This window comes from Pseudomonas sp. GM49 (assembly GCF_000282355.1).
Lineage (GTDB): Bacteria > Pseudomonadota > Gammaproteobacteria > Pseudomonadales > Pseudomonadaceae > Aquipseudomonas.
The window spans coordinates 25,900-47,121 of sequence record NZ_AKJL01000087.1 but is presented as its reverse complement, the minus strand read 5'-3'; the positions used below and the strand labels follow the sequence as shown (position 1 = coordinate 47,121).

Below are 21,222 nucleotides of genomic sequence, written 5' to 3'. Positions count from 1 at the left end.
GAGCAAGCTCGCTCCCACAGTTGTTCTGTGTCAGGCCTCAGGCCTTGCCGGGAATCCCGTACTTGCGCAACCGATGGGCAATCGCGGTGTGGGAGGTTTGCAGGCGGGTGGCGAGTTGCCGGGTCGAGGGATAACTGACGTAGAGTTTTTCCAGCAGGGTTTTCTCGAACTCGTCCATGGCCTGTTCCAGGCTGTCGACGTCATGGTCGCTCTGGCGGGCCACCGAGGTGCCGGCGATGTCGAGGTCGCCAATGTCCACCAGGCTGCTTTCGCAAATCGCCGCGGCACGGAAGATCACGTTCTGCAATTGCCGCACGTTGCCCGGCCAGCGGTTGCCCAGCAGCGCCGGGTAGGTGCCTGGCGCCAGGCGACAGATCGGTCGCTGGATCTGCGCACAGGCCTGCTGCATGAAGTAGCGGGCCAGCAGCAGGATGTCCTGGCCGCGCTCGCGTAGCGGCGGCACTTCAACGTTGAGGACGTTGAGGCGATAGAACAGGTCTTCGCGGAACAGACCTTCGCTGACCATTTTTTCCAGGTCGCGATGGGTCGCACTGAGGATCCGTACGTTGACCTTGACCTCACGATCACCGCCAACCCGGCGAAAACTGCCGTCGTTGAGGAAACGCAGCAATTTGGCCTGCAAATACGGCGACATCTCGCCGATTTCATCGAGAAACACCGTGCCCTGGTTGGCCAGCTCCATCAGCCCTGGCTTGCCGCCGCGTTGCGCGCCGGTGAAGGCGCCGGGGGCGTAGCCGAACAGTTCGCTTTCGGCGAGGTTCTCCGGTAATGCCGCGCAGTTCAACGCCAGGAACGGTGAACTGTGCCGGGCGCTGATGGCGTGGCAGGCCCGGGCCACCAGTTCCTTGCCGGTGCCGGTTTCACCCTGGATCAACAGCGGTGCATCGAGGGCCGCCACCCGCTGGGCGCGCGCCTTGAGGGTGCGGATCACCGGGGACTCGCCGAGCAGTGCATCGAAACCTTCGGCGTGATCATGGTGCAGCGCGGACAGGCGTTCGCCGATGCGGTTCGGTTGATACAGGGTCAGCAGGGCGCCGGCGTCGGTGATCGGTGTGGCGTCGAGCAACAAGGTCTGGCCGTTGACGGTGATTTCCCGCAGCGGCAGGCGAAAGCCGTGTTCGAGCAGGGCGTCGAGCAAAGCCGGGTCGGCAAACAGGTCGGCCACGCTTTCACCGGCCGGTTCGCGGCCGTACAGGGCGATCAATGCCGGGTTGGCCAGCAGCACCTTGCCGTCGCTGTCCAGTGCCAGCACCGGGTCGGTCATGGCTGCAAGCAACGCGTCGAGCTGCAAGTGCCGGCGCTGGCCGGGCAGGATGTCGACCACTGTCACCGCTTGCACGCCACGCACGCTGAACAGGGCATCGCGCAGTTCCTCGAGGACTTGTGGGCTCAGGGTCGGGGCGTCGATATAAACATTGGGCGGGACCATTTCCACCGCATCCAGGTTCAGATTGCGCCCACCGAGCAGGGCCAGGACTTCCTGGGTGATACCGACGCGGTCGATGAAGCTGACGTGGATACGCATGGGGCGGTTTTGGGTTCTGCAGTGCGAAGGGTGGCAAGTATGCCTTGGGGCGGGCTAATGGTGAAATGTACCGCCGATATTCAGGACGACATTACCCACTGTGGGAGCGAGCTTGCTCGCGATAGCAGTGTGTCAGTCAATATCAATGTTGATGACAGGCCGCTATCGCGAGCAAGCTCGCTCCCACAGGTACAGCTTTCATTTGGAGGCTGGGTTATTCCAGGTGCTCGGGTTTGACCGGGTCGCCCGATTTCATGTTCAGCTGCACCCGCACGTCTTCGAACATCGAGTCGTAATGTTTGTGGACCGAACCGATGTTGCTGTGGGTTTTCGGGATGCCGTACTTCTCGGCAATCTTGGTGACGTTGCTGGCGAAGTTGTAGGCCATGTCCTTGGGCAGGAAGAACGACTCGCTCATGTCTTTGTTCTGAATGCTGCCGTGCATCTTGAACAGCATCCCTTTGCCTTCCTTGGGATCCTGGCTGACTTCATAGTCGAGGTAGATGTTGTAGCTGACGTCGTCCTTGTTCAGCGCGTGCCGCTCGATGTGCAGGTGACCCGGCTCGAACGTTGCCATTGTTGACTCTCCTTCAAAAGGTCTTGAATCAGGGCAGGCCCCAGGCCTGCCCCCGAAGTTTCGGTTACTGATAGCTGATGCCCGGTGTCGCCGTACTGATGCGCGTACCTGCCTTGCCCTGGACGATCGCTTCGATGTCCGCGAGCGAGCCGATCACCGCCACTTTTCCAGTATGGCGCGCGAATTCGCAGGCTGCCTGCACCTTCGGTCCCATGGAGCCGGCGGCAAAGCCGAGTTTTTCCATTTCGTCGGGGTGCGCCTGGGCGATGGCTTTCTGCGTGGGTTTGCCAAAGTCGATGAAGGCGGCGTTGACGTCGGTGGCGATCACCAGCAGATCGGCTTCAAGCTGTTCGGCCAGCAGCGCCGAGCACAGGTCCTTGTCGATGACCGCTTCGACGCCCTCGAGCTTGCCGGGCGAGGTATACATGGTCGGAATGCCGCCGCCACCGGCGCAGATCACGATGCTGCTTTTTTCCAGCAGCCATTTGATCGGACGGATTTCGAAAATGCGCTTGGGTTTCGGGCTGGCGACCACGCGGCGGTATTTGTCGCCGTCCGGGGCGATGGCCCAGCCTTTCTCGGCGGCGAGTTTCTCCGCCTCGGCCTTGCTGTAGACCGGGCCGATGGGTTTGGTCGGGTTCTTGAAGGCCGGGTCATTGGCATCGACTTCGACCTGGGTCAGCAGGGTCGCGAAGGGCACTTCGAAGTCCAGCAGGTTGCCCAGTTCCTGTTCGATGATGTAGCCGATCATGCCTTCGGTTTCGGCACCGAGCACGTCCAGTGGATAGGGCGAAACCGAGGTGTAGGCCGCCGCCTGCAATGACAGCAGGCCGACCTGGGGGCCATTGCCGTGGGCGATGACCAGTTGGTTGCCGGGATGGATCTTGGCGATCTGTTCGGTGGCGATCCGGATGTTGGCGCGCTGGTTGTCAGCGGTCATGGGTTCGCCCCGGCGGAGCAGGGCATTACCGCCCAGAGCAACGACGATACGCATGGTGCAGTCCTTCTAAATTGAGAAGTCACAAGCAACTCGATCTCCTGTAGGAGCGAGCAGGCTCGCTCCTACATGGACCGGGTTCCGGTCTTTAGAGGTCAGCCAAGGTAGACACCAGAATCGCCTTGATCGTATGCATGCGGTTTTCCGCTTGCTCGAAGGCGATACAGGCCGGCGACTCGAACACGTCATCGGTCACTTCGATGCCGTTGCTCAGGTGCGGGTACTGCTCGGCAATCTGTTTGCCGACTTTGGTATCACAGTTGTGGAACGCCGGCAGGCAGTGCATGAACTTGGTGCGCGGGTTGCCGGTGGCTTTCATCAGTTCGGCGTTGACCTGATACGGCAGCAGTTGCTGGATGCGCTCGGCCCAGGCTTCGACCGGCTCGCCCATCGACACCCAGACATCGGTGTGGATGAAATCCACGCCCTTGACGGCGGCTTTCGGATCTTCGGTGAGAGTGATGCGCGCGCCGCTTTCTTCACCGTACTGTTTGCAGCGGGCCACCAGATCGTCCGCCGGCCACAGGGCTTTTGGCGCGCAGATGCGCACGTCCATGCCGAGTTTGGCGCCGATCAGCAGCAGCGAGTTGCCCATGTTGTTACGCGCATCGCCGAGGTAGGCGTAGCTGATCTCGTGGATTGGCTTGTCGGCGTGCTCACGCATGGTCAGCACATCGGCGATCATTTGTGTCGGGTGATACTCGTCGGTCAGGCCGTTGAACACCGGTACGCCAGCGAACTTGGCCAGCTCCTCGACGATTTCCTGCTTGAAGCCACGGTATTCGATGGCGTCATACATGCGCCCAAGCACGCGGGCGGTGTCCTTCATGCTTTCCTTGTGACCGATCTGCGAGGAGTTCGGGTCGATGTAGGTGACATTGGCGCCCTGGTCATAGGCGGCGACTTCGAACGCACAGCGGGTGCGGGTCGAGGTTTTTTCGAAGATCAGCGCGATGTTGTTGCCCTTGAGATGCTGCTGTTCGGTGCCGGTGTACTTGGCACGTTTGAGGTCGCGGGACAGGTCGAGCAGGTAGCGCAATTCGCGAGGGGTGTGGTGTTCCAGGCTCAGCAGATTGCGGTTATGAATATTGAACGCCATTTTGGATCTCCTAAGGTGTCGGTTATCCCCTTGTCCGGGCATGCCCTTGGGTAGAGGGCAGCGCGGGCCAAGGCTAATAGGTTAGTAGTCAATCGGATCGCGGATGATCGGGCAGGTCATGCAATGGCCGCCGCCCCGTCCCCGGCCGAGTTCGCCGGCGCTGATAGTGATGACCTCCACCCCGGCCTTGCGCATCAGGGTATTGGTGTAGGTATTGCGGTCGTAGCCGATGACCACGCCTGGCTCCACGGCCACCACGTTGTTGCCGTCGTCCCATTGCTCGCGTTCGGCGGCGAAGCTGTTGCCGCCGGTTTCCACCACGCGCAGGGCCTTGAGGTTGAGGGCCTGGGCCACAGTGTCGAGGAAGTTGGTTTCTTCGCGGCGGATGTCGATGCCACCCGCTTTGCTTTCATCGGGACGCAGGGTGAAGGCGACAATCTGGTTCACCACTTCCGGGAAGATTGTGACCACGTCGCGATCGCAGAAGCTGAATACCGTGTCCAGGTGCATCGCCGCGCGGGATTTCGGCAGGCCGGCGACGATCACTTTCTCCACGGCTTTGTTTTTGAACAGGTTCACCGCCAGTTGGGCAATGGCCTGCCGCGACGAGCGTTCGCCCATGCCGATCAACACCACGCCGTTGCCGATCGGCATCACATCACCGCCCTCAAGGGTGGAGTTGCCGTGGTCCTTATCCGGGTCGCCGTACCAGATCTGGAAATCGGCGTTGGTGAACTCGGGGTGGAACTTGTAGATGGCAGTGGTCAGCAGGGTTTCCTGACGGCGCGCCGGCCAATACATCGGGTTGAGGGTGACGCCACCGTAGATCCAGCAGGTGGTATCGCGGGTGAACTGGGTGTTGGGCAGCGGCGGCAGGATGAAGCTGGAGTTGCCGAGGAAGTCGCGGAACATCTCGATGGCCTTGCCGCCGAAACTGGTGGGCAAGTCGTCACCCGAGACGCCGCCGATCAGGAACTCGGCGATCTTGCGCGGCTCCAGGCTACGCAGCCACGAAGTGGTTTCGTTGATCAGACCCAGGCCCACCGAGTTGGCGGTGATCTTGCGCTCCAGAATCCAGTCCAGGGCTTCGGGGATGGCGACGATGTCCGTCAGCAGGTTGTGCATTTCCAGTACATCGATGTTGCGTTCACGCATCTTGGTGACGAAGTCGAAGTGGTCGCGCTTGGCCTGGGCCACCCACAACACGTCATCGAACAGCAGTTCATCGCAATTGTTCGGGGTCAGCCGCTGATGGGCAAGCCCTGGGGAGCAAACCATGACTTTGCGCAGTTTGCCGGCTTCGGAATGGACGCCGTACTTAACTTTTTCCTTGGTCATTACAGTGATCCTCCAGATGACAAAACAGGGTAGTTAAAGAGTCAAGAAGCCGTCATAGAGGCCGTAGGCCGCCACCACGGCGCCGACGACCACCGCCGCGAAAATCAGCTTCTCGACGTTGGTGAAAACCGGTTTGTTTACTTCAAGCTTAGCCTTGGCAAACAGGATCACGCCGGGGGCGTAGAGCAGGGCGGACAGCAGCAGGTATTTGATGCCGCCGGCGTACAGCAGCCAGATCGCGTAGACCAGGGCCACGGCGCCGATGACGAGATCCTTCTGCCGCTCGCCCGCCGCGCCTTCGTAGCTTTCGCCACGCACCGCCAACAGCAGTGCGTAGGCCGCCGACCACAGGTAGGGCACCAGAATCATCGAGGTGGCGAGGTAGATCAGCGACAGGTAAGTACTGGCCGAGAACAGCGTGATGATCAGGAAAATCTGCACCATGGCGTTGGTCAGCCACAGGGCGTTGACCGGTACATGGTTGGCGTTTTCGCGGCGCAAAAACGCCGGCATGGTGTGGTCCCTGGCGGCGGCGAACATGATCTCCGCGCACAGCAGCACCCACGACAACAACGCCCCCAGCAACGAGATGATCAAACCGACGCTGATCAGCACTGCGCCCCAGTGACCGACCACGTGTTCCAGTACGGCGGCCATCGACGGGTTCTGTAACTTGGCCAGTTCCGGCTGAGTCATGATCCCTAGCGACAGCACGTTGACCAGGACTAAAAACAACAGCACGGTGACGAAGCCGATAACGGTGGCCTTACCTACATCGCTGCGTTTTTCCGCCCGGGCCGAAAAGATGCTCGCGCCTTCGATGCCGATGAACACCCACACGGTGACCAGCATCATTTTGCGCACCTGGTCCATCACGCTGCCCAGGTCCGGGTTCTTGAGGCCCCAGATATCGGCAGTGAAGATCTCCAGTTTGAAGGCGAACAACGCGATCAACATGAACAGCACCAGCGGCACAATCTTGGCGACGGTGGTCACCAGGTTGATGAACGCTGCTTCCTTAATTCCTCGCAGTACGAGGAAATGTACGGCCCAGAGCAGCACCGAGGCACCGATCACGGCAGCGGGGGTATTCCCCTCGCCAAATAGCGGAAAGAAGTAGCCGAGGGTGCTGAACAGCAGTACGAAGTACCCCACGTTGCCCAGCCAGGCACTGATCCAGTACCCCCAGGCGGACGAAAAGCCCATGTAGTCGCCGAAACCGGCCTTGGCGTAGGCGTAAACCCCGCCATCAAGATCGGGTTTGCGGTTGGCCAGGGTCTGGAATACGAACGCCAGGGTGAGCATGCCGACGGCGGTGATCGCCCAACCGATCAAAATGGCGCCGACATCCGCACTGGCGGCCATGTTTTGCGGCAAGGAAAAGATCCCGCCACCAATCATCGAACCGACGACTAATGCAACCAGTGCGCCGAGTTTGAGTTTTCCGGGGGCTTCAGACATTGCATGACTCCAATGCAGGAGAAGAGAGGCAACAGACTAATTCCGTTGGCTATCCAATCAGCTGACTTGGATCACTAAATGAGAGCGTTCCCAGTTTGTTGGCGGAGTGCCATCATTTGCAAGGCGGCTGCTTGTAATGCTTGTTCTAGAGCCTTTTTGTAGATTATTTCGGTTATTTTGTATTTTATTTCGAATTATGACGCTAGTTGGTTTTTCAGAATCCGCCAATCTTCCCCATGGGTTTTTTGTACAAAATTGATGTATAGGGAAAACGTATACAACAAAAGATTATATCGGCGCTTCTAATAGCTGTTTTGTGCAAGTAAAAAGACGTGTGTTGGCGTTATCCAATAAACGTTATTACTCTTCAACAGTTTAGTTGACGCTCGTTATGTGACGATCTCGCAGCACTTGTCGCCCCCCAGAGAAATGGAGATGCAACGATGTCGCAATCACCGAGCAAGCTTCGCCTGAGTGCATTGATCGCGTTGGTGGTGGGGTCGATGATTGGCGGCGGGATCTTTTCCCTGCCGCAAAACATGGCGGCCAAGGCCGATGCCGGGGCGATCCTGATCGGTTGGGCGATCACTGCCGTCGGCATGCTGACCCTGGCGTTCGTATTCCAGACCCTGGCCAATCGCAAGCCGGAGCTGGACTCCGGGGTGTACGCCTACGCCAAGGCCGGGTTCGGCGACTACATGGGCTTTTCTTCGGCCTGGGGGTACTGGATCAGCGCCTGGCTGGGCAACGTCGGTTACTTCGTGCTGCTGTTCAGCACCCTCGGTTATTTCTTTCCGGTCTTTGGCGAAGGCAACACGCCGATCGCTATCGTCTGCGCTTCGCTACTGCTCTGGACGGTGCATTTTGTAGTGATGCGCGGGATCAGGGAGGCAGCGTTCATCAATCAAGTGACCACCGTGGCCAAGATTGTGCCGCTGATCATGTTCATCGTGATTGCCGCCGTGGCGTTCAAGGCGGACGTCTTTACTCTCGATATCTGGGGGCGAAACAACCCGGAATTCGGCAGCGTGATGGATCAGGTCCGGCACATGATGCTGGTCACCGTGTTCGTGTTTATCGGGATCGAGGGGGCCAGTGTCTATTCGGCCCGGGCGGAGAAACGTTCCGACGTGGGCCGGGCGACGGTTATCGGGTTTCTTGGGGTCTTGGCGCTGCTGGTGCTGGTGAACGTACTGTCGCTGGGGATCATGACCCAGCCGGAGTTGGCGAAACTGCAGAACCCCTCGTTGGCGGCGGTGCTTGAACATATCGTCGGCCCCTGGGGGGCGTTGCTGATCAGCGTCGGCCTGGCGATCTCGCTGTTGGGGGCCTTGTTGTCCTGGGCGCTGCTGTGCGCCGAAATTCTGTTTGCCACGGCGAAAGACAAGACCATGCCGGCATTCCTGACCAGGGAAAATGCCAACCGTGTGCCGGTCAATGCGATGTGGCTGACCAACTCGATGATCCAGTTGTTCCTGCTGATCACGCTGTTTTCCGCCGGCACCTACACCAGTCTGATTTATCTGGCGTCCTCGATGATCCTGGTGCCGTATCTGTGGTCGGCGGCCTATGCGGTGTTGTTGTGCGCGCGGGGTGAAACCTACCAACAGGCACCCGCCGAGCGGATCAAGGATCTGCTGATCGGTGGCATCGCTCTGGGCTACGCGGTGTGGTTGCTGTATGCCGGCGGCCTCAAGTATTTGCTGCTGTCGGCGTTGCTGTATGCGCCGGGTGTGATCCTGTTTGCCAAGGCACGTCATGAGCAGGGCAAGCCATTGTTCACGGTTGTCGAGAAAGGCATTTTCACCTGTGTCATCGGTGGTGCGGGGCTGGCGGCTTATGGGTTGTACAGCGGGGTGCTCAGTCTGTGAGGTTGTTGCTGGCGTACCAGCCGCCCTATGACTGGCCGGCGTTGCTGGGGTTCTTGTCGGCGCGGGCGATTGTTGGCCTGGAAACGGTGGTCGAGGGTGTTTACTCGCGCAGCATCGACTTGCATGGCGTTCACGGTACGTTTTCGATCCAGCCTGCTACATCCGATGCACTTGAGCTGACCCTTGATTTTCCTGACCCGGGCGCCGTACCTGAAATTGTCGCAAGGCTGCGGCGGATGTTCGACCTGGATGCCGACCTGTGCACGATTCACCGACACCTGGCGGTTGATCCGCTGATGGCACGGTTGATTGCCGAGCGCCCCGGGTTGCGAGTGCCAGGGGCGTGGGATGGGCTGGAACTGGCGATCCGTGCGGTGTTGGGGCAGCAGATTACGGTAGTGGCGGCGATCCGGTTGGCGGGGAAGCTGCTGGCGCAATATGGTGTGCCATTAAGTTCACCGCAGCCGGGATTGAGCCATGTGTTTCCCACGGCTGGCGTGCTGGCAGGGGCGGATCTGGCGACGCTGGGCATGCCGAAAAGCCGAGGCCGGACGTTGTCGGGAGTGGCTCAGGCATTACTCGATGATCCGCGACTGTTCGAGTCCGGCCGGGAGGGGGGCGTAGCGCGGTTGCTGGCCTTGCACGGGATTGGCGACTGGACGGCGCAATACATTGCATTGCGACAGTTGCGGGAGTTGGATGGGTTTCCCAATGGCGACGTGGGGCTGATCAATGCGTTGGCAGCGCTGGAGGGTGGGCCGGTAACGGCGAAGCAGCTGTTGTTGCGGGCTGAGGGCTGGCGGCCTTATCGAGGGTATGCGGCGCAGGTGCTGTGGACTTCATTGAGTCGGGCGGACTGAGTTGATCCGGGTTTTGTATTGCCTCTTCTGGCGCCATCGCGAGCAAGCTCGCTCCCACAGGTGACCGAGTTCTAGCTCACGACCGTGATCAAATGTGGGAGCGAGCTTGCTCGCGATGGCTATCTGAAGTTCACCACCACTGCGCAGGATGTGAACCCAGTTCCGTTGCCGGAAGCGCCCATTGCAACGGCGTCGCCGCGATCTTCAAAGGCGCAAGCAACCGATGCGCCGCCCCCCACGGTGTCTGCTCCACGAGCATCGCCTGATCCTGCACATCTTCCGCGCGTAACGCCTCGCCCGTCCCGGGCCCGTGCTCGATCAACAACTTCGCCGTACGCGCCAACGACAATCGCGCCGAGCCGCCTGTGCCGTCGCTCAACCGTTGCGCCAACAACCTGATCGCACTGGCCGCCATCAAGTACCCGGTGGCGTGATCAAGGGCCTGCACCGGTAACGGCGTCGGCTTGTCCGCCTGCTTCCAGCGCATGCCCGCTTCGGCGATGCCGCTGCTCATCTGCACCAGGCTGTCGAAGCCCCGACGGTTTTGCCAGGGGCCGATCCAGCCATAGGCATTGAGGCAAACATCAATCAGCCCCGGGTTCAGTTGCCGGCGGTCATGCATGCCCAAGCCAAGCCGCTCCAGTGCATCGGCACGATAACCGTGGAGCAGAATGTCGGCGTCCCTGAGCAAGCATTCGAATACGCCGCGATCGGATTTGTCGTTCAGATCAAGGCGCGCGCAGCGTTTTCCCAAAGTGACTTCCGGCACCACCCCCGGCTCGTTCCAGGTCGGCGGATCGATGCGCAAGACATCGGCGCCCAGGCCTGCCAGAAAGCGGCTGGCAATAGGGCCGGCAAGCACCCGCGTCAAATCCAGCACCTTGATGCCAGCCAGTGGCCGGGCCACTGAACCCATCCACGGTTGGCTGCTCTGGCTTGGGTGGTTGGCGAATTGAATCAAGGGTTCGGCATTTACCGCCTGGCCTTGAGGATGGGTTTGCCAATGTTCCCAGGTGCGCATTTCTGCGGCACAACCACCAGCATCGACCACCGCCTGCTCAAGTTCGCTTTTCGTCCATTGCGCCACTTTGCCGGTCATCGCTACGCGGTCGGTGCAGGCGCCGAGCACGCTTTCGGCAGCGGCACGGTGATGGGGCGCGTTGGTGTGCAGGCGAATCCAGCCATCACAGGTGGCGTAGTCACCGGCGACCGCATCCCACAGCGGCGGAACGCTCCAGCCTGTCGGGCGAATCGAGGTCGCGAACCAGAAGGACGCCAGGCGTCGGTCAACTTCAAGGTCGGGCAGGCGTCCGGTTTGTCGGTGCAGCAGTTCGCTGGCGGCCTGTCCGGCGGCGGCAATGCTGGCGCAGGCCAGGTCAGTGACGGCAAACGCCGAGGGCAGGGCGCCGCTGGAGGTGAAAGGAATCGGGGTGTGAGGCAAACCGAGTGCGGCTTGAATGGACGTGAGCAGATCAGTCATCGAAGGCCCTCCGGAGCGAGAGCCTGATCTTAGTCCAAAAGTTTCCAGGTCAGATGAAATCCTTGTGGGAGCGAGCTTGCTCGCGATAGCAGACTTTCAGTCGACATCAATGTTGAATGTCAGTCCGATTTCGCGAGCAAGCCCGCTCCCACATTGATCGGCGGTGCTTTTTAAACGCGGAACTGATCCATCAACTTCATCTGGTGAGTGGTCAGGGAATTGAGCTGGCTGCTGATTTGCGCCGATTCAGTGGCCTGGCCGGTCAGGGTTTCGGTGACGGTGCGGATCGCCGAGACATTGCGGTTGACCTCTTCGGCCACGGCGCTTTGCTGCTCGGCGGCGCTGGCGATTTGCAGGTTCATGTCGCTGATCACGGTGACCGCGTCGCTGATTTTGCCCAAGGCCTGGACCGCCTGCTGGATCTGTCCGGCGTTGCTGTGGGCCTGGGTCTGGCTTGAATGCATGGTGGCGACCACGCCGCGGGTGCCGGACTGGATGCGCTCGATCACCAGGCGAATTTCTTCCACCGAATCCTGGGTGCGTTTGGCCAGGTTACGCACTTCGTCGGCCACCACCGCGAAGCCGCGACCGCTTTCACCGGCACGGGCGGCCTCGATGGCCGCGTTGAGTGCCAGCAGGTTGGTTTGCTCGGCAATACTGCGGATCACTTCCAGCACCGAACCGATCTGCTCGCTGTTGACCGCCAGGGCTTCGACTTCGGTCACGGCCTTGCTGACCTCCTCGGCCAGTTGATTGATGTCGCGGGTGCTGCGCTCAATGATCGACAGACCGTCGCGGGCCGACTGGTCGGCACCCTTGGCGGCGTTGGCCGCGTTCGAGGCGCTGTTGGCGACATCGTGGGCAGTGGCGCTCATTTCGTTGGACGCCGTGGCGACCTGGTCGATTTCGCGGAACTGCACCTGCATGCCTTCACTGGTCTGGCGGGCAATCTCGGACGATTGATCGGCCGTGCCGCGGGCGTCGGTAATGCTTTGCTTGATCTGCGCGATGGTCGGTTGCAGCTTGTCGAGGAAGCGGTTGAACCAGCCCACCAGTTCGCCCAACTCGTCTTTCTTGCTGTAGTGCAGGCGCTGGGTCAGGTCGCCGTCGCCACTGGCAATCGCCTTGAGCATTTCAGCCACACTGTTGATCGGCCGGGTCACGCCCGATGCGGTGAGCCACATCAGCAGCAGACCGAGCAGGCCGGCAATCACCGCCACCGAAAGGGCCTTGATCGTGCCGCTTTGCTGGGCATCGTCGAGCACTGCTTGCAGCTTCACCGAGTCGGCCAGCAGCACTTGTTTGGGCAGGTCGATCACCACGGCCCAGGTCTTGGCATCGGCAATCGGGCTGACCGGGTAAACCGCACGGATCAGGTCGCCTTGCTGGAGAATCTTCGGTGCACCGCTGCCAAGCAGTTGCAGGATGTCCTTGCCATCTGCACCCAGGGTGTCGCCGATGCTCTTGCCGACTTTCGCCGCATCGACGCTGTAGGCGGCCATTACGCCAGTGCCGGAGACGATCAGCATGTGCCCGGCGTTGTTGAACAGTTCACGCTGGGAGCCGACCGCCGCCGCTTGCAGGGCGTCGAGGGCGATATCGATACCGACCACACCGATGGACTTGCCATTTTCCAGCAGCGGTACGGAAATGGTGGTCATCAACACTTCCTTGCCGCCGACAGTATCGGCGTAGGGGTCGAGCAGACAGGTGCGCTTGCTGTCCCGCGGGCAGGTGTACCAGACGTTGTACGGCGTGCCGCTGAGGTTCAGGGTGGTTTTGGTCATGTCCTCTTCGACCATGATCGTGTTCAGCGACTCACCGCCGGCGCGGCTCCAGTAGGTGGCGTAACGACCGATCTCGTTGGACTGGCGCACGGCGTCATTGACGAATTCGCTGTCCTTGCCGTCCAGGCCGTTGGGCTCGAACGCCAGCCAGATGCCCAGCACCTTGCCATTGCGCTCGAAGGCGGTTTTCAGGCTCTGGTTCAACTCTTCACGCAGGGCGCCAGGCTCAAGCGAGCGCTTGGCGGCCATGGTGCGCATGTCCTTGATCTGATCCGCCAGGGCGGTCACCACCGTCAGGGTTTCACCGAAGGTCTTCTGCACCCGTACCGCTTGCTCGGCGGCTTTGGCCTGAAGCAGGTCCTGCACACTGGCGGTGAGCATTCTGCTGCTGGAATCGTTGACCAGATCATCGTTCTGATTGGTCTGGTAGATATTCATGCCCACTATCAAGGCGACTACACCCAGCAGGCACAGACCGGACAGCAGGACGATTTTCAGGCGGATGGACAGTGAGTCGAACATAGGGCGAACTCGCGAATGGATGAAGTGTTGGCTGCGAGCCGTTGCGGCTCACTCGCTAAATCCATTTAGCGCCGATCAAGGCACATCGGCGTGAAGGCCAGGTTACATGAATGGGGTGCCGACGAACGGTAGTGGTTGAACGTTTGCGCAGAAAAATGTGCCGAAAAGTGCTTTAAAACGAAGAAATATCGCGGAGTTGTTCAGCAGGATTCCGGCAGTGATTCCGGCCGAGACCAGATCCACAGATTGCCCAGCCCCATCCCGGCAATCGCCAGGTAGACCGGCCAGCCGTGCTCGAGCATCGCCAGCATGAGGCCTGCACATAACAGCATGCTGACAGTGGCGCTGATCTTTGCCCGGCGCGCGATGATCTTGCCGTTGCGCCAGTTATGGAGGATGGGGCCGAACAGCCGGTGGTTTTCCAGCCAGGCACTCAGGCGCGGCGAACTTCGGGTCGCGGCCCAGGCGGCCAGCAGGATGAATTCGGTGGTTGGCAGGCCGGGAATGACGATGGCGATCAGGCCGATACCCAGGCTGACATAGGCCAACAGGCCGAAGAGGAGGCGGGAGAGTCTGGAGGAGATGGGCATGGGCTCAAGGCAGCACGTGAGGCGAATCGAAATTTTACAGACTTGCTTCGTCCAATGTGGGAGCGGGCTTGCTCCGGGCGGCGTACCGACGAAAGGGGTCTGACATTCAAAAAAAATGTCGACTGGTACTCCGCTTTCGCGAGCAAGCCCGCTCCCACAGGGGCAGTGGAGTGTCAGGCGACTTCTGGCGCGCTGGCGTAAGCCCGTTCCAGCAACACGGTAAAACGGTTGAACGCGTCGATGGCGCCTTTTTCTACTTCGGCTTCTTCTCGGGCGCTGAACGCCAGGCCGTCGAGGGTTTTGACGAAGCTTTTCCAGCCTTCAGCACGGCCGCCGGCTGGTTCGCCAAGGTGACGGGCGCCAAAGGTTTCGCTCAGGCCAAGGCCCACGGCACGCTTGATCAGGAACGCAGCACCGAGCTTCGAACCTTCCGACACAAAGATCCAGCCCAGGGCTTCGGCCTTGGTCGGGTGCTTCAGTGCACCGGCGACGGGCGCCGGCACGTCGGTGTCCAGGTCCGCGAGGTCGGCCTTGGCTGCATCGGCACGGCAGCGCGCCAGCAGGTCCGGGACGATGGTGGTCAGTTCGGCATCGTTGTACAGCGAGACCAGTTCCGACTGGAACAGGTACTGCGCCACCACGAAGCGGGCGAAATTGGCCGGGGTTTCAAACGGGGCATGGGCTTTGACCAGGGCATCGAGCTTGCTGTGCGGCTCGTGGGTGATCTGGTTCAAACGCTGTGAACGCAGGTTGGGACGTTGTTCGGTGGCCTGGGTATTCATGGCAATTCCTTGGGGAAAAAAGGCGCTTGGTAACGAGACGAACAAGCAGGCGCCTGACAGTAAAAAATCTTCACCGGGCGGCTTGATGAAACCGCTCGGTGGCAGGATCGGATCAGATGTCCCAGATCACGTTGACGGCAAAGTTGCGACCCGGCTGGGTCAGGCGGTCGAGGTTGGCCGGCTGGGTCACCGACGCTTCGCCGACGCTGTCATAGCCGCGCACGTCATCCCACAGCCAGTATTTCTTGTTGGTCAGGTTGAAGATGCCGCCGTTGACGGTAACGTCGTCGGTCACCTTATAGAAGGCGCTCAGGTCCAGAATGCCGAAGCCCGGGGTCTTGAACTGGGTGCTGGTGCCGTCCGGGGTTTTGAAGCTGGTGCTGTCGACGCGGTCCTGCTTCTTCACCAGGGTCCAGCTGAGCAAACCGCCATAGTTGTCCTGGTCGTAACCGAGGCCGAATACGCCGGTCAGCGGGTTGACGCTGTTGAGCGGTTCGCCGCTGTCGTCGTTGCGCCCGTAGGCATAGGCCACCGAGCCCTGGGTGTAGAGACCCTGCGGGGCACCGAAGGCGTCGAGGTTCAGACGGCCCTTGACCTCGGCACCCTTGATGGTGGCGTGCTTGATGTTGTTGCTCTGGAACGTGGTCTCGGTGTAGCCGGGTGTGATGGCGTTCTCGTTAATGAAGTCGCGGTATTTGTTGTAGAACACCGCCACGTGAAACGAGCCCTGCTCGAAGTTGCCGCGCAAACCGGTCTCGTAGCTTTTGCTTTTTTCCGGTTCCAGGTCCGGATTAGGCGCGACCCGATAGCCGCCGGCGAGGTTTTCGAAACGACCATACAACGCCTTGGCGGTCGGTGTGCGGAAGCCTTCGGCGTATTGGCCGTACCAAGTGTAGTTATCGTTGAAGCTGTAGGTGGTGCCGAACTTCGGCGACAGACGATGCCAGGTCTTGGTGTCGTCGCTCACCGTGCCGTTGCCGCTCTGGTCGGCGGTGGCCAGGAACTCTTCGGTGATGTGCGGCTTGAGCTCGGTGTAGTCATAGCGTGCACTGGGCATGAAGGTCCAGTTGCCCCAACTGATCTGATCCTGGGCGAACAGGCTGTAGCTATTGATGGTCGGGTCCGGGAAGTCACTGGCGGGCGTCAACGTGTCGAGGGCGCTAGGGGCACCAATGACCCGGCAGGCACCGGCCACGGTCAGGCAGGTGCCGGTACCGGTACGCAGGCCGGTGACTTTGTCCTGCTTGATGGTGGTGCCATAGGTGACGAGGTGTTCGGTGTCGGCGATGGTAAACGACTTGTCAGCCTGGGCATCGAATATCCATTGGCGATCCTTGAAGTTGGTATCGCGGTTACGCAGCACAGTCCGCGACGGTGCGTAGATTTCCTCGGTGCTCTGGTCGGTCTTGGCGATCTGGTAGTTCAGCGTCCACTTGATGTTGTCTGCCAGCGAACTGTCCAGGCCGAAGCTGTGTTCCAGGCCAAAGCGTTCGCGGGTGATCGTGTCGTTGCCGGTGCGGGACTTATAGAAGCCGAAACCACGTCCGGCATTGAACGGGCCACCCACCGCGCTCAATTGATTGGTGTCGCGGTCGGCGTAGTAATTCTCGTAGATCAGGCCAAGGCGTGCGTCGTCGGCGTAGTTCCAGCCCAGTTTGGTCAGCACGCTGGTGGTGCGCACGTCCTGGGGGTTGGCTTGAGTGCGGTTCAGGCCAGTGCCGCCGGTTTCGCCAAAGGACTCTGTTTCATGACCGTTGCGTTGACTGAGATGCAACAGACCATCGAACTCGCCGGTGCGGCCGGCGATGGTGCCGGAGGTCAGCCAGCTGTCGTCGGCGGAGCTGTAGCCGGTTTTCAGCCGTGCGCCGACATCCTTGCCCGGTTTGATGATGTCGTCCGGGTCCAGCGTGTAGTAGCTGACGGCGCCGCCAATGGCATTGCTGCCGTACAAAACAGAGGCCGGGCCGCGGAGGATTTCCACACGCTTGACGATTTCCGGGTCGACATAGTTGCGGTTGGTCTGGGCATACGGGCCGTTGAAGAAACCGTCGGGCACCTGCACGCCATCGACCTGGGTCAGCACGCGGTCACCATCGATGCCGCGAATGTTGTAACCCGTGATGCCGGCGCGTTGGCCCGAACCGCCCACCGAAACACCGGGTTCATAGCGCACCAGTTCCTTGATGGTATTGACGTTGTTGCGGTCCAGATCCTCGCGTGTGTAGACAGAGACCGTGCTCGGCACGCTGTTCACACTCTGCTCATTACGGGTGGCGCTGATGGTCACCTGATCCAGATTGAGGGCACCGCTGTTGGCGCGCTTTTCCAGAACGATGCTGTTGTTGCCCAGTTTGCGATAGCTCAGGCTGGTCCCCACCAACAGGCGATCCAGGGCTTTTTCCGGTGACAGGTTGCCGCGTATCCCCGGCGAGACCACGCCTTGCGCCAGCTGTGACGACACGCCGACCTGCCAGCCCGTCACCGCGGTAAAGGCATTGAGTGCCGACACCAGTGACTGTTGGGGAATGGCGAACGAGTAGTCGCCCATTTTGCGAGTTGACGGCTCGGTGGCGGTGGCGGCCATGAGCGGTGCGGTGCTGGCCGTCAGGATGGCCGCGGTCAGCAGCGACAGCATGCGGGAAGGTGAAGAGGCTTGGCGGGTGAGGCGAGGGGACATCGATAGCGCTCCGTGTCGCACGAATCTTTATAGGTGCTGATCGGCATGGTTAGATGCGAATCAATTGCATTGGCTATAACGAGACGTACTGGGCTTGGCTATCGAGTAAAAATAATTCTCATTCAGTTCAGGATGACCAGCGCCGGGAATTCCTGAAGCCGTGCCGAGGTGATGTGGGCCAGGGCGCGAACCACGTCCAGTGGCTGGTCGAGGCGATAGTTGCCCGTCACGGCGACATCGGCCAACTGCTCGTTGTTGTTGATGATCCAGCCCGGGTAGTAGCGGCGAAGTTCTGCCAGCACCTGGTTCAACGGGCAGTTTTCAAACACCAGTCGCCCCTGGACCCACGCCAGGTCGGTGGCGGCATCCAGCCTGGCCGGGTGGTCGAAACCGTTGGGGCCGATGCGGATACTTTCCCCGGCGGACAAGCGCACCCGCGCATCGTCACGGGTGGCTCGCAAGTCGACATCGCCGCGCTGCACCCGCACCTGTGCCACGCCGTCGAGGTAACGCACGGCAAAAGCGGTATCGCGAACGCTGGCCTTGACCGGGCCGGCGTCGATTTCCAGTGGCTGGCTGTGGTTGGCCTGCACTTCGAAAAACGCTTCGCCCTGGTACAGGCGGGCAACTCGTTGTTGATCATTGATGGTGCTGGAGAACGCCGAATTGGTATTGAGCAGGACCCTGGAGCCGTCCTCCAGTTGCAGGCGCTGACGCTCCCCGACCACGGTCAGGTGATCGGCCTGCAGGCGCATTGGCAAATTGCTGAAACTGAACATCCCGAGCAGCAGCACGGCGGCGGTGGCCAGCGGTTTCCAGTGCGGACGCAGGCGGGCGAGGACCGTGACTTTCGCGGGGCGCGCAGCCAGGCTTTGCGCGCATTGCGCCACTTGCGGGCCGTCCCAGATCGCCTGGGCCTTGGCGAACGCCTGGGCATTCAACGGATCGGCGTCGAGCCATGCGTGGAATTGGCGGCTCTGCTCCTCGTCGGGACTGCCGAGCACGATCAACCAGTCCAGGGCCTGGTCCATCGCACTTGCGGGATCCTGCGCCAGTGAAGGCTCGGGGGAGCGGTGGTTGTCCGTCACGGTGTTTCCTCGGCGGGGCTTTTTGAGCAGCAGTTTCAAGTTTCAAGTTTCAAGCTACAGGCTGCAAGCTAAAGCTCGGTTTGGCGTTGAGCTTGCGGCTTGCCGCTTAAAGCTTGCCGCTGCCGTCATTCCTTTCGGCGACACCCATGCAGATCGACATGATCAGTTTGAGTTCTTTCTGCACGGTGCTGAGGGATACGTTCAGCTCGTCGGCGATTTCCTGATAGCTGTGCCCGTGCAGGCGGCTGAGGATGAAAATCCGCTGCTGGCGGGCGCTGAGTTCACTGAGGCTCACGTTCAGGCGCTCCAGCAATTGTTCGGCATGGGCAGCGTCTTCAGCGCTGCTGGTGGGGGCGGCGATGCTGTGCATCACCTCCTGCGGTACGTCGTCGACCATGGTGCGCGAATGGATGCGCCGCGCGCGCAAATGGTCCAGCGCCAGGTTGCGCGCCGTCTGGAAGACAAAGGGCTCAAGATGATCGATGGCCCGTTCGCTCAACGCGCGGGTCACCCGCAGATAGGTTTCCTGCAGGAGGTCTTCAGCGGTGCTGTGATTGTTGACCATCCGTTCCAGCGTGCGCAGCAGGGAGGTACGCTGGGTGAGGAAAACGTGGTTGAAGCGCGACTGACTCACGGGAGGACCTGATCCATTTCGAGCAAATGATAATGCTTATCATCTACTCGAATGGTCAAGCACTGATTTGTGAAGCTTTACGCACGACCCTGCAAATAGGTCGCGTAATCGGGAATCCGATGGAGGTGTGCCTGATCCATCAGCGGACTGCTGAGCAGATAGTCGGCGCTGCATTCGTTGCACGCCACCGGGATGTTCCACACCGCCGCGACCCGAAGTAATGCCTTGATATCCGGATCGTGGGGCTGGGGTTCGAACGGGTCCCAGAAAAACACCAGCATGTCGACCCGCTGTTCGGCGATTTGCGCACCGAGCTGTTGGTCGCCGCCCAGCGGCCCGCTGATCATGCTTTGCACAGGCAGGTCGAGGCGTTGTTGCAACAACAACCCCGTGGTGCCTGTGGCGACCAGATCATGCTGGGCCAGTTTGTCTTTTTGCCGTTCGGCCCAGTCCAGCAAGAACACCTTGCAGTGGTCATGGGCGACCAGGGCGATACGCTTGCGCGCTGCCATGGTCTTTTGCGTAAAGCTGATGCCGATCATCGATTGTTACTCCAGACATGACGCGCACCTTGTAGGAGCGAGCCTGCTCGCGATGGACTGTAGAACACCGCGGGGCATCAGGTTCCCGGCGTTATCGTTAACGACCATCGCGAGCAAGCTCGCTCCTACAAGACCGGTGGGCGTGCTGCTTATTCTGCGTTGCACAGCGCCAGACAGTTATCAAGCATGCGGTTGGAGAAGCCCCACTCGTTGTCATACCACGCCAATACCTTGAGCAATTTGCCGCTGGATTTGGTGTGGTTGGCGTCGAAGATCGACGACAGCGGGTTGTGGTTGAAGTCGCTGGAGACCAGCGGCAGGGTGTTGTACCCAAGGATCTTCGAATGCTGGCTGGCTTCTTTCATCAGCGCATTGACTTCCTCTGCGCTGGCTTCTTTTTTCAGATGCACCGTCAGGTCCACCAGCGACACATTGATGACCGGTACGCGCACCGACATGCCGGTCAATTTGCCCGCCAGTTCCGGCAGCACCAGGCCCACCGCTTCGGCAGCACCGGTCTTGCTCGGGATCATGTTCTGGGTGGCCGAACGGGCGCGGTACGGATCGACGTGATAGACGTCGGTCAGGTGCTGGTCGTTGGTATAGGCGTGAATGGTGGTCATCAAGCCGCTTTCGATGCCCAGCTCGCGGTGCAGCACTTGGGCCACCGGGGCCAGGCAGTTGGTGGTGCACGAGGCGTTGGAAATAATCTGGTGCGACTGGCGCAGAATGTCGTGGTTGACCCCGTAAACCACAGTAGCGTCGGCGCCTTTGGCGGGAGCCGAGATGATCACTTTGCGCGCGCCGGCCGTAATATGCGCGGCGGCTTTGGCGCGGTCGGTGAACAGACCGGTGCATTCGAATACCACATCAATCTTTTCCGCGGCCCATGGCAGGTCGGCCGGGTTGCGGATGGCGCTGACCGAAATGCGGTCGCCGTTGACGGTCAGGCTTTCCTGATCATGTTGAACATCGGCATCGAACGTGCCGTGAACAGTGTCGTACTTGAGCAAGTGCGCGTTGATCGCGCTGTCGCCCAGGTCGTTGATGGCGACGATCTGCAAATCCCGGCGATAGCCTTGGGTATAGAGTGCCCGCAGGACATTACGGCCAATACGGCCAAAACCATTGATTGCGATTCGAAGAGTCATATATCAGCGCCGCCGTCGTTTTGTTGTTGGAATTACAAGATTATTCGCAAAAAAATAGAAAACAAGCCTTTTTAGTGGCAATATTTTGTTCAATCTACAACGAGTGACCTGAATCAACTGGTCCGATTGATCAAGAAAACCGTCTGTCATCCCGTCAACAACGGCTCTTGTTCAGCATAGACAATCAGGTCGCCACATCCGTTAGCCTGGAGTTCTACAC

At 60.3% G+C, this 21,222-nt stretch carries 17 protein-coding genes and 1 pseudogene; 2 read left to right on the top strand and 16 right to left on the bottom strand.

Going from position 1 to position 21,222, the window contains the following annotated elements:
* Positions 1 to 37: 37 nt before the first annotated feature.
* From PMI29_RS20730 to arcD (PMI29_RS20755), 6 genes are all read right to left on the bottom strand, one after another.
* Complete coding sequence (locus PMI29_RS20730; protein ID WP_007996032.1) at positions 38 to 1,546, bottom strand: sigma-54-dependent transcriptional regulator; 1,509 nt, start codon at positions 1,544 to 1,546, stop codon at positions 38 to 40.
* 214 nt (positions 1,547 to 1,760) lie between these two features.
* The gene (locus PMI29_RS20735) at positions 1,761 to 2,123 is read right to left on the bottom strand and encodes a DUF5064 family protein (protein WP_007996030.1); all 363 of its coding nucleotides are present in this window, start codon (positions 2,121 to 2,123) and stop codon (positions 1,761 to 1,763) included.
* Between the two features lie 64 nt (positions 2,124 to 2,187).
* Positions 2,188 to 3,117: a carbamate kinase gene (arcC, locus tag PMI29_RS20740; RefSeq protein ID WP_007996028.1), complete on the bottom strand. Its 930-nt coding sequence runs from the start codon at positions 3,115 to 3,117 to the stop codon at positions 2,188 to 2,190.
* A 91-nt stretch (positions 3,118 to 3,208) separates the two neighbouring features.
* A complete protein-coding gene (locus tag PMI29_RS20745; protein WP_007974406.1) occupies positions 3,209 to 4,219 on the bottom strand; it encodes an ornithine carbamoyltransferase in 1,011 nt (336 codons plus the stop codon).
* Positions 4,220 to 4,300: 81 nt separating this feature from the next.
* A complete protein-coding gene (gene arcA / locus PMI29_RS20750) occupies positions 4,301 to 5,557 on the bottom strand; it encodes an arginine deiminase (protein ID WP_007996027.1) in 1,257 nt (418 codons plus the stop codon).
* 33 nt (positions 5,558 to 5,590) lie between these two features.
* Positions 5,591 to 7,018 carry an arginine-ornithine antiporter gene (arcD, locus tag PMI29_RS20755; RefSeq protein WP_007996026.1) on the bottom strand — a complete coding sequence of 476 codons (1,428 nt, stop codon included), beginning with the start codon at positions 7,016 to 7,018 and terminating at the stop codon, positions 5,591 to 5,593.
* A 443-nt stretch (positions 7,019 to 7,461) separates the two neighbouring features.
* Here arcD (PMI29_RS20755) and arcD (PMI29_RS20760) point away from each other — a divergent pair, with 443 nt between their 5' ends.
* Together arcD (PMI29_RS20760) and PMI29_RS20765 are read left to right on the top strand one after the other, a co-directional pair.
* The gene (gene arcD, locus PMI29_RS20760; RefSeq protein ID WP_007996025.1) at positions 7,462 to 8,889 is read left to right on the top strand and encodes an arginine-ornithine antiporter; all 1,428 of its coding nucleotides are present in this window, start codon (positions 7,462 to 7,464) and stop codon (positions 8,887 to 8,889) included.
* Positions 8,886 to 9,749, top strand: a complete 864-nt coding sequence (locus PMI29_RS20765; protein WP_007996023.1) for a DNA-3-methyladenine glycosylase family protein — start codon at positions 8,886 to 8,888, stop codon at positions 9,747 to 9,749. The genes arcD (PMI29_RS20760) and PMI29_RS20765 overlap by 4 nt, the downstream gene beginning before the upstream one ends.
* A 130-nt stretch (positions 9,750 to 9,879) precedes the next feature.
* Here PMI29_RS20765 and PMI29_RS20770 read toward each other — a convergent pair whose 3' ends face one another.
* The 10 genes and pseudogenes from PMI29_RS20770 to gap form a co-directional block, all read right to left on the bottom strand.
* A complete protein-coding gene (locus PMI29_RS20770; protein ID WP_007996021.1) occupies positions 9,880 to 11,229 on the bottom strand; it encodes a CoA transferase in 1,350 nt (449 codons plus the stop codon).
* 170 nt (positions 11,230 to 11,399) lie between these two features.
* Positions 11,400 to 12,155, bottom strand: a complete 756-nt coding sequence (locus PMI29_RS33030) for a methyl-accepting chemotaxis protein (RefSeq protein WP_443216445.1) — start codon at positions 12,153 to 12,155, stop codon at positions 11,400 to 11,402.
* Positions 12,156 to 12,257: 102 nt separating this feature from the next.
* Positions 12,258 to 13,265 (bottom strand): annotated as a pseudogene (locus tag PMI29_RS33025) (PDC sensor domain-containing protein); the annotation flags it as partial.
* Between the two features lie 473 nt (positions 13,266 to 13,738).
* Positions 13,739 to 14,128 carry a YbaN family protein gene (locus PMI29_RS20780; protein WP_007996017.1) on the bottom strand — a complete coding sequence of 130 codons (390 nt, stop codon included), beginning with the start codon at positions 14,126 to 14,128 and terminating at the stop codon, positions 13,739 to 13,741.
* A gap of 173 nt (positions 14,129 to 14,301) precedes the next feature.
* Positions 14,302 to 14,910, bottom strand: a complete 609-nt coding sequence (locus PMI29_RS20785) for a biliverdin-producing heme oxygenase (RefSeq protein ID WP_007996015.1) — start codon at positions 14,908 to 14,910, stop codon at positions 14,302 to 14,304.
* Positions 14,911 to 15,022: 112 nt separating this feature from the next.
* Positions 15,023 to 17,587 (bottom strand): TonB-dependent receptor, encoded by a 2,565-nt coding sequence (locus PMI29_RS20790; protein WP_007996013.1) that lies wholly within the window; start codon positions 17,585 to 17,587, stop codon positions 15,023 to 15,025.
* 122 nt (positions 17,588 to 17,709) lie between these two features.
* Entirely contained in the window at positions 17,710 to 18,675 is a 966-nt protein-coding gene (locus PMI29_RS20795; protein WP_007996011.1) for a FecR family protein, read from the bottom strand.
* Positions 18,676 to 18,781: 106 nt separating this feature from the next.
* On the bottom strand, positions 18,782 to 19,309 hold the full coding sequence (locus tag PMI29_RS20800; RefSeq protein WP_007996010.1) for an RNA polymerase sigma factor: 528 nt from the start codon (positions 19,307 to 19,309) through the stop codon (positions 18,782 to 18,784).
* Positions 19,310 to 19,386: 77 nt separating this feature from the next.
* Positions 19,387 to 19,851 (bottom strand): methylglyoxal synthase, encoded by a 465-nt coding sequence (locus PMI29_RS20805; RefSeq protein ID WP_007996008.1) that lies wholly within the window; start codon positions 19,849 to 19,851, stop codon positions 19,387 to 19,389.
* 149 nt (positions 19,852 to 20,000) lie between these two features.
* Positions 20,001 to 21,002: a type I glyceraldehyde-3-phosphate dehydrogenase gene (gene gap / locus PMI29_RS20810; RefSeq protein ID WP_007996007.1), complete on the bottom strand. Its 1,002-nt coding sequence runs from the start codon at positions 21,000 to 21,002 to the stop codon at positions 20,001 to 20,003.
* Positions 21,003 to 21,222 lie beyond the last annotated feature (220 nt).

Excerpts from the sequence above, each read along its gene's own strand:
- PMI29_RS20730 (WP_007996032.1), bottom strand. The coding sequence starts at position 1,546 with ATGCGTATCCACGTCAGCTTCATCGACCGCGTCGGTATCACCCAGGAA.
- PMI29_RS20735 (WP_007996030.1), bottom strand. The coding sequence starts at position 2,123 with ATGGCAACGTTCGAGCCGGGTCACCTGCACATCGAGCGGCACGCGCTG.
- arcC (WP_007996028.1), bottom strand. The coding sequence starts at position 3,117 with ATGCGTATCGTCGTTGCTCTGGGCGGTAATGCCCTGCTCCGCCGGGGC.
- PMI29_RS20745 (WP_007974406.1), bottom strand. The coding sequence starts at position 4,219 with ATGGCGTTCAATATTCATAACCGCAATCTGCTGAGCCTGGAACACCAC.
- arcA (WP_007996027.1), bottom strand. The coding sequence starts at position 5,557 with ATGACCAAGGAAAAAGTTAAGTACGGCGTCCATTCCGAAGCCGGCAAA.
- arcD (WP_007996026.1), bottom strand. The coding sequence starts at position 7,018 with ATGTCTGAAGCCCCCGGAAAACTCAAACTCGGCGCACTGGTTGCATTA.
- arcD (WP_007996025.1), top strand. The coding sequence starts at position 7,462 with ATGTCGCAATCACCGAGCAAGCTTCGCCTGAGTGCATTGATCGCGTTG.
- PMI29_RS20770 (WP_007996021.1), bottom strand. The coding sequence starts at position 11,229 with ATGACTGATCTGCTCACGTCCATTCAAGCCGCACTCGGTTTGCCTCAC.
- PMI29_RS33030 (WP_443216445.1), bottom strand. The coding sequence starts at position 12,155 with ATGCAGGTGCAGTTCCGCGAAATCGACCAGGTCGCCACGGCGTCCAAC.
- PMI29_RS20780 (WP_007996017.1), bottom strand. The coding sequence starts at position 14,128 with ATGCCCATCTCCTCCAGACTCTCCCGCCTCCTCTTCGGCCTGTTGGCC.
- PMI29_RS20785 (WP_007996015.1), bottom strand. The coding sequence starts at position 14,910 with ATGAATACCCAGGCCACCGAACAACGTCCCAACCTGCGTTCACAGCGT.
- PMI29_RS20790 (WP_007996013.1), bottom strand. The coding sequence starts at position 17,587 with ATGTCCCCTCGCCTCACCCGCCAAGCCTCTTCACCTTCCCGCATGCTG.
- PMI29_RS20805 (WP_007996008.1), bottom strand. The coding sequence starts at position 19,851 with ATGATCGGCATCAGCTTTACGCAAAAGACCATGGCAGCGCGCAAGCGT.
- gap (WP_007996007.1), bottom strand. The coding sequence starts at position 21,002 with ATGACTCTTCGAATCGCAATCAATGGTTTTGGCCGTATTGGCCGTAAT.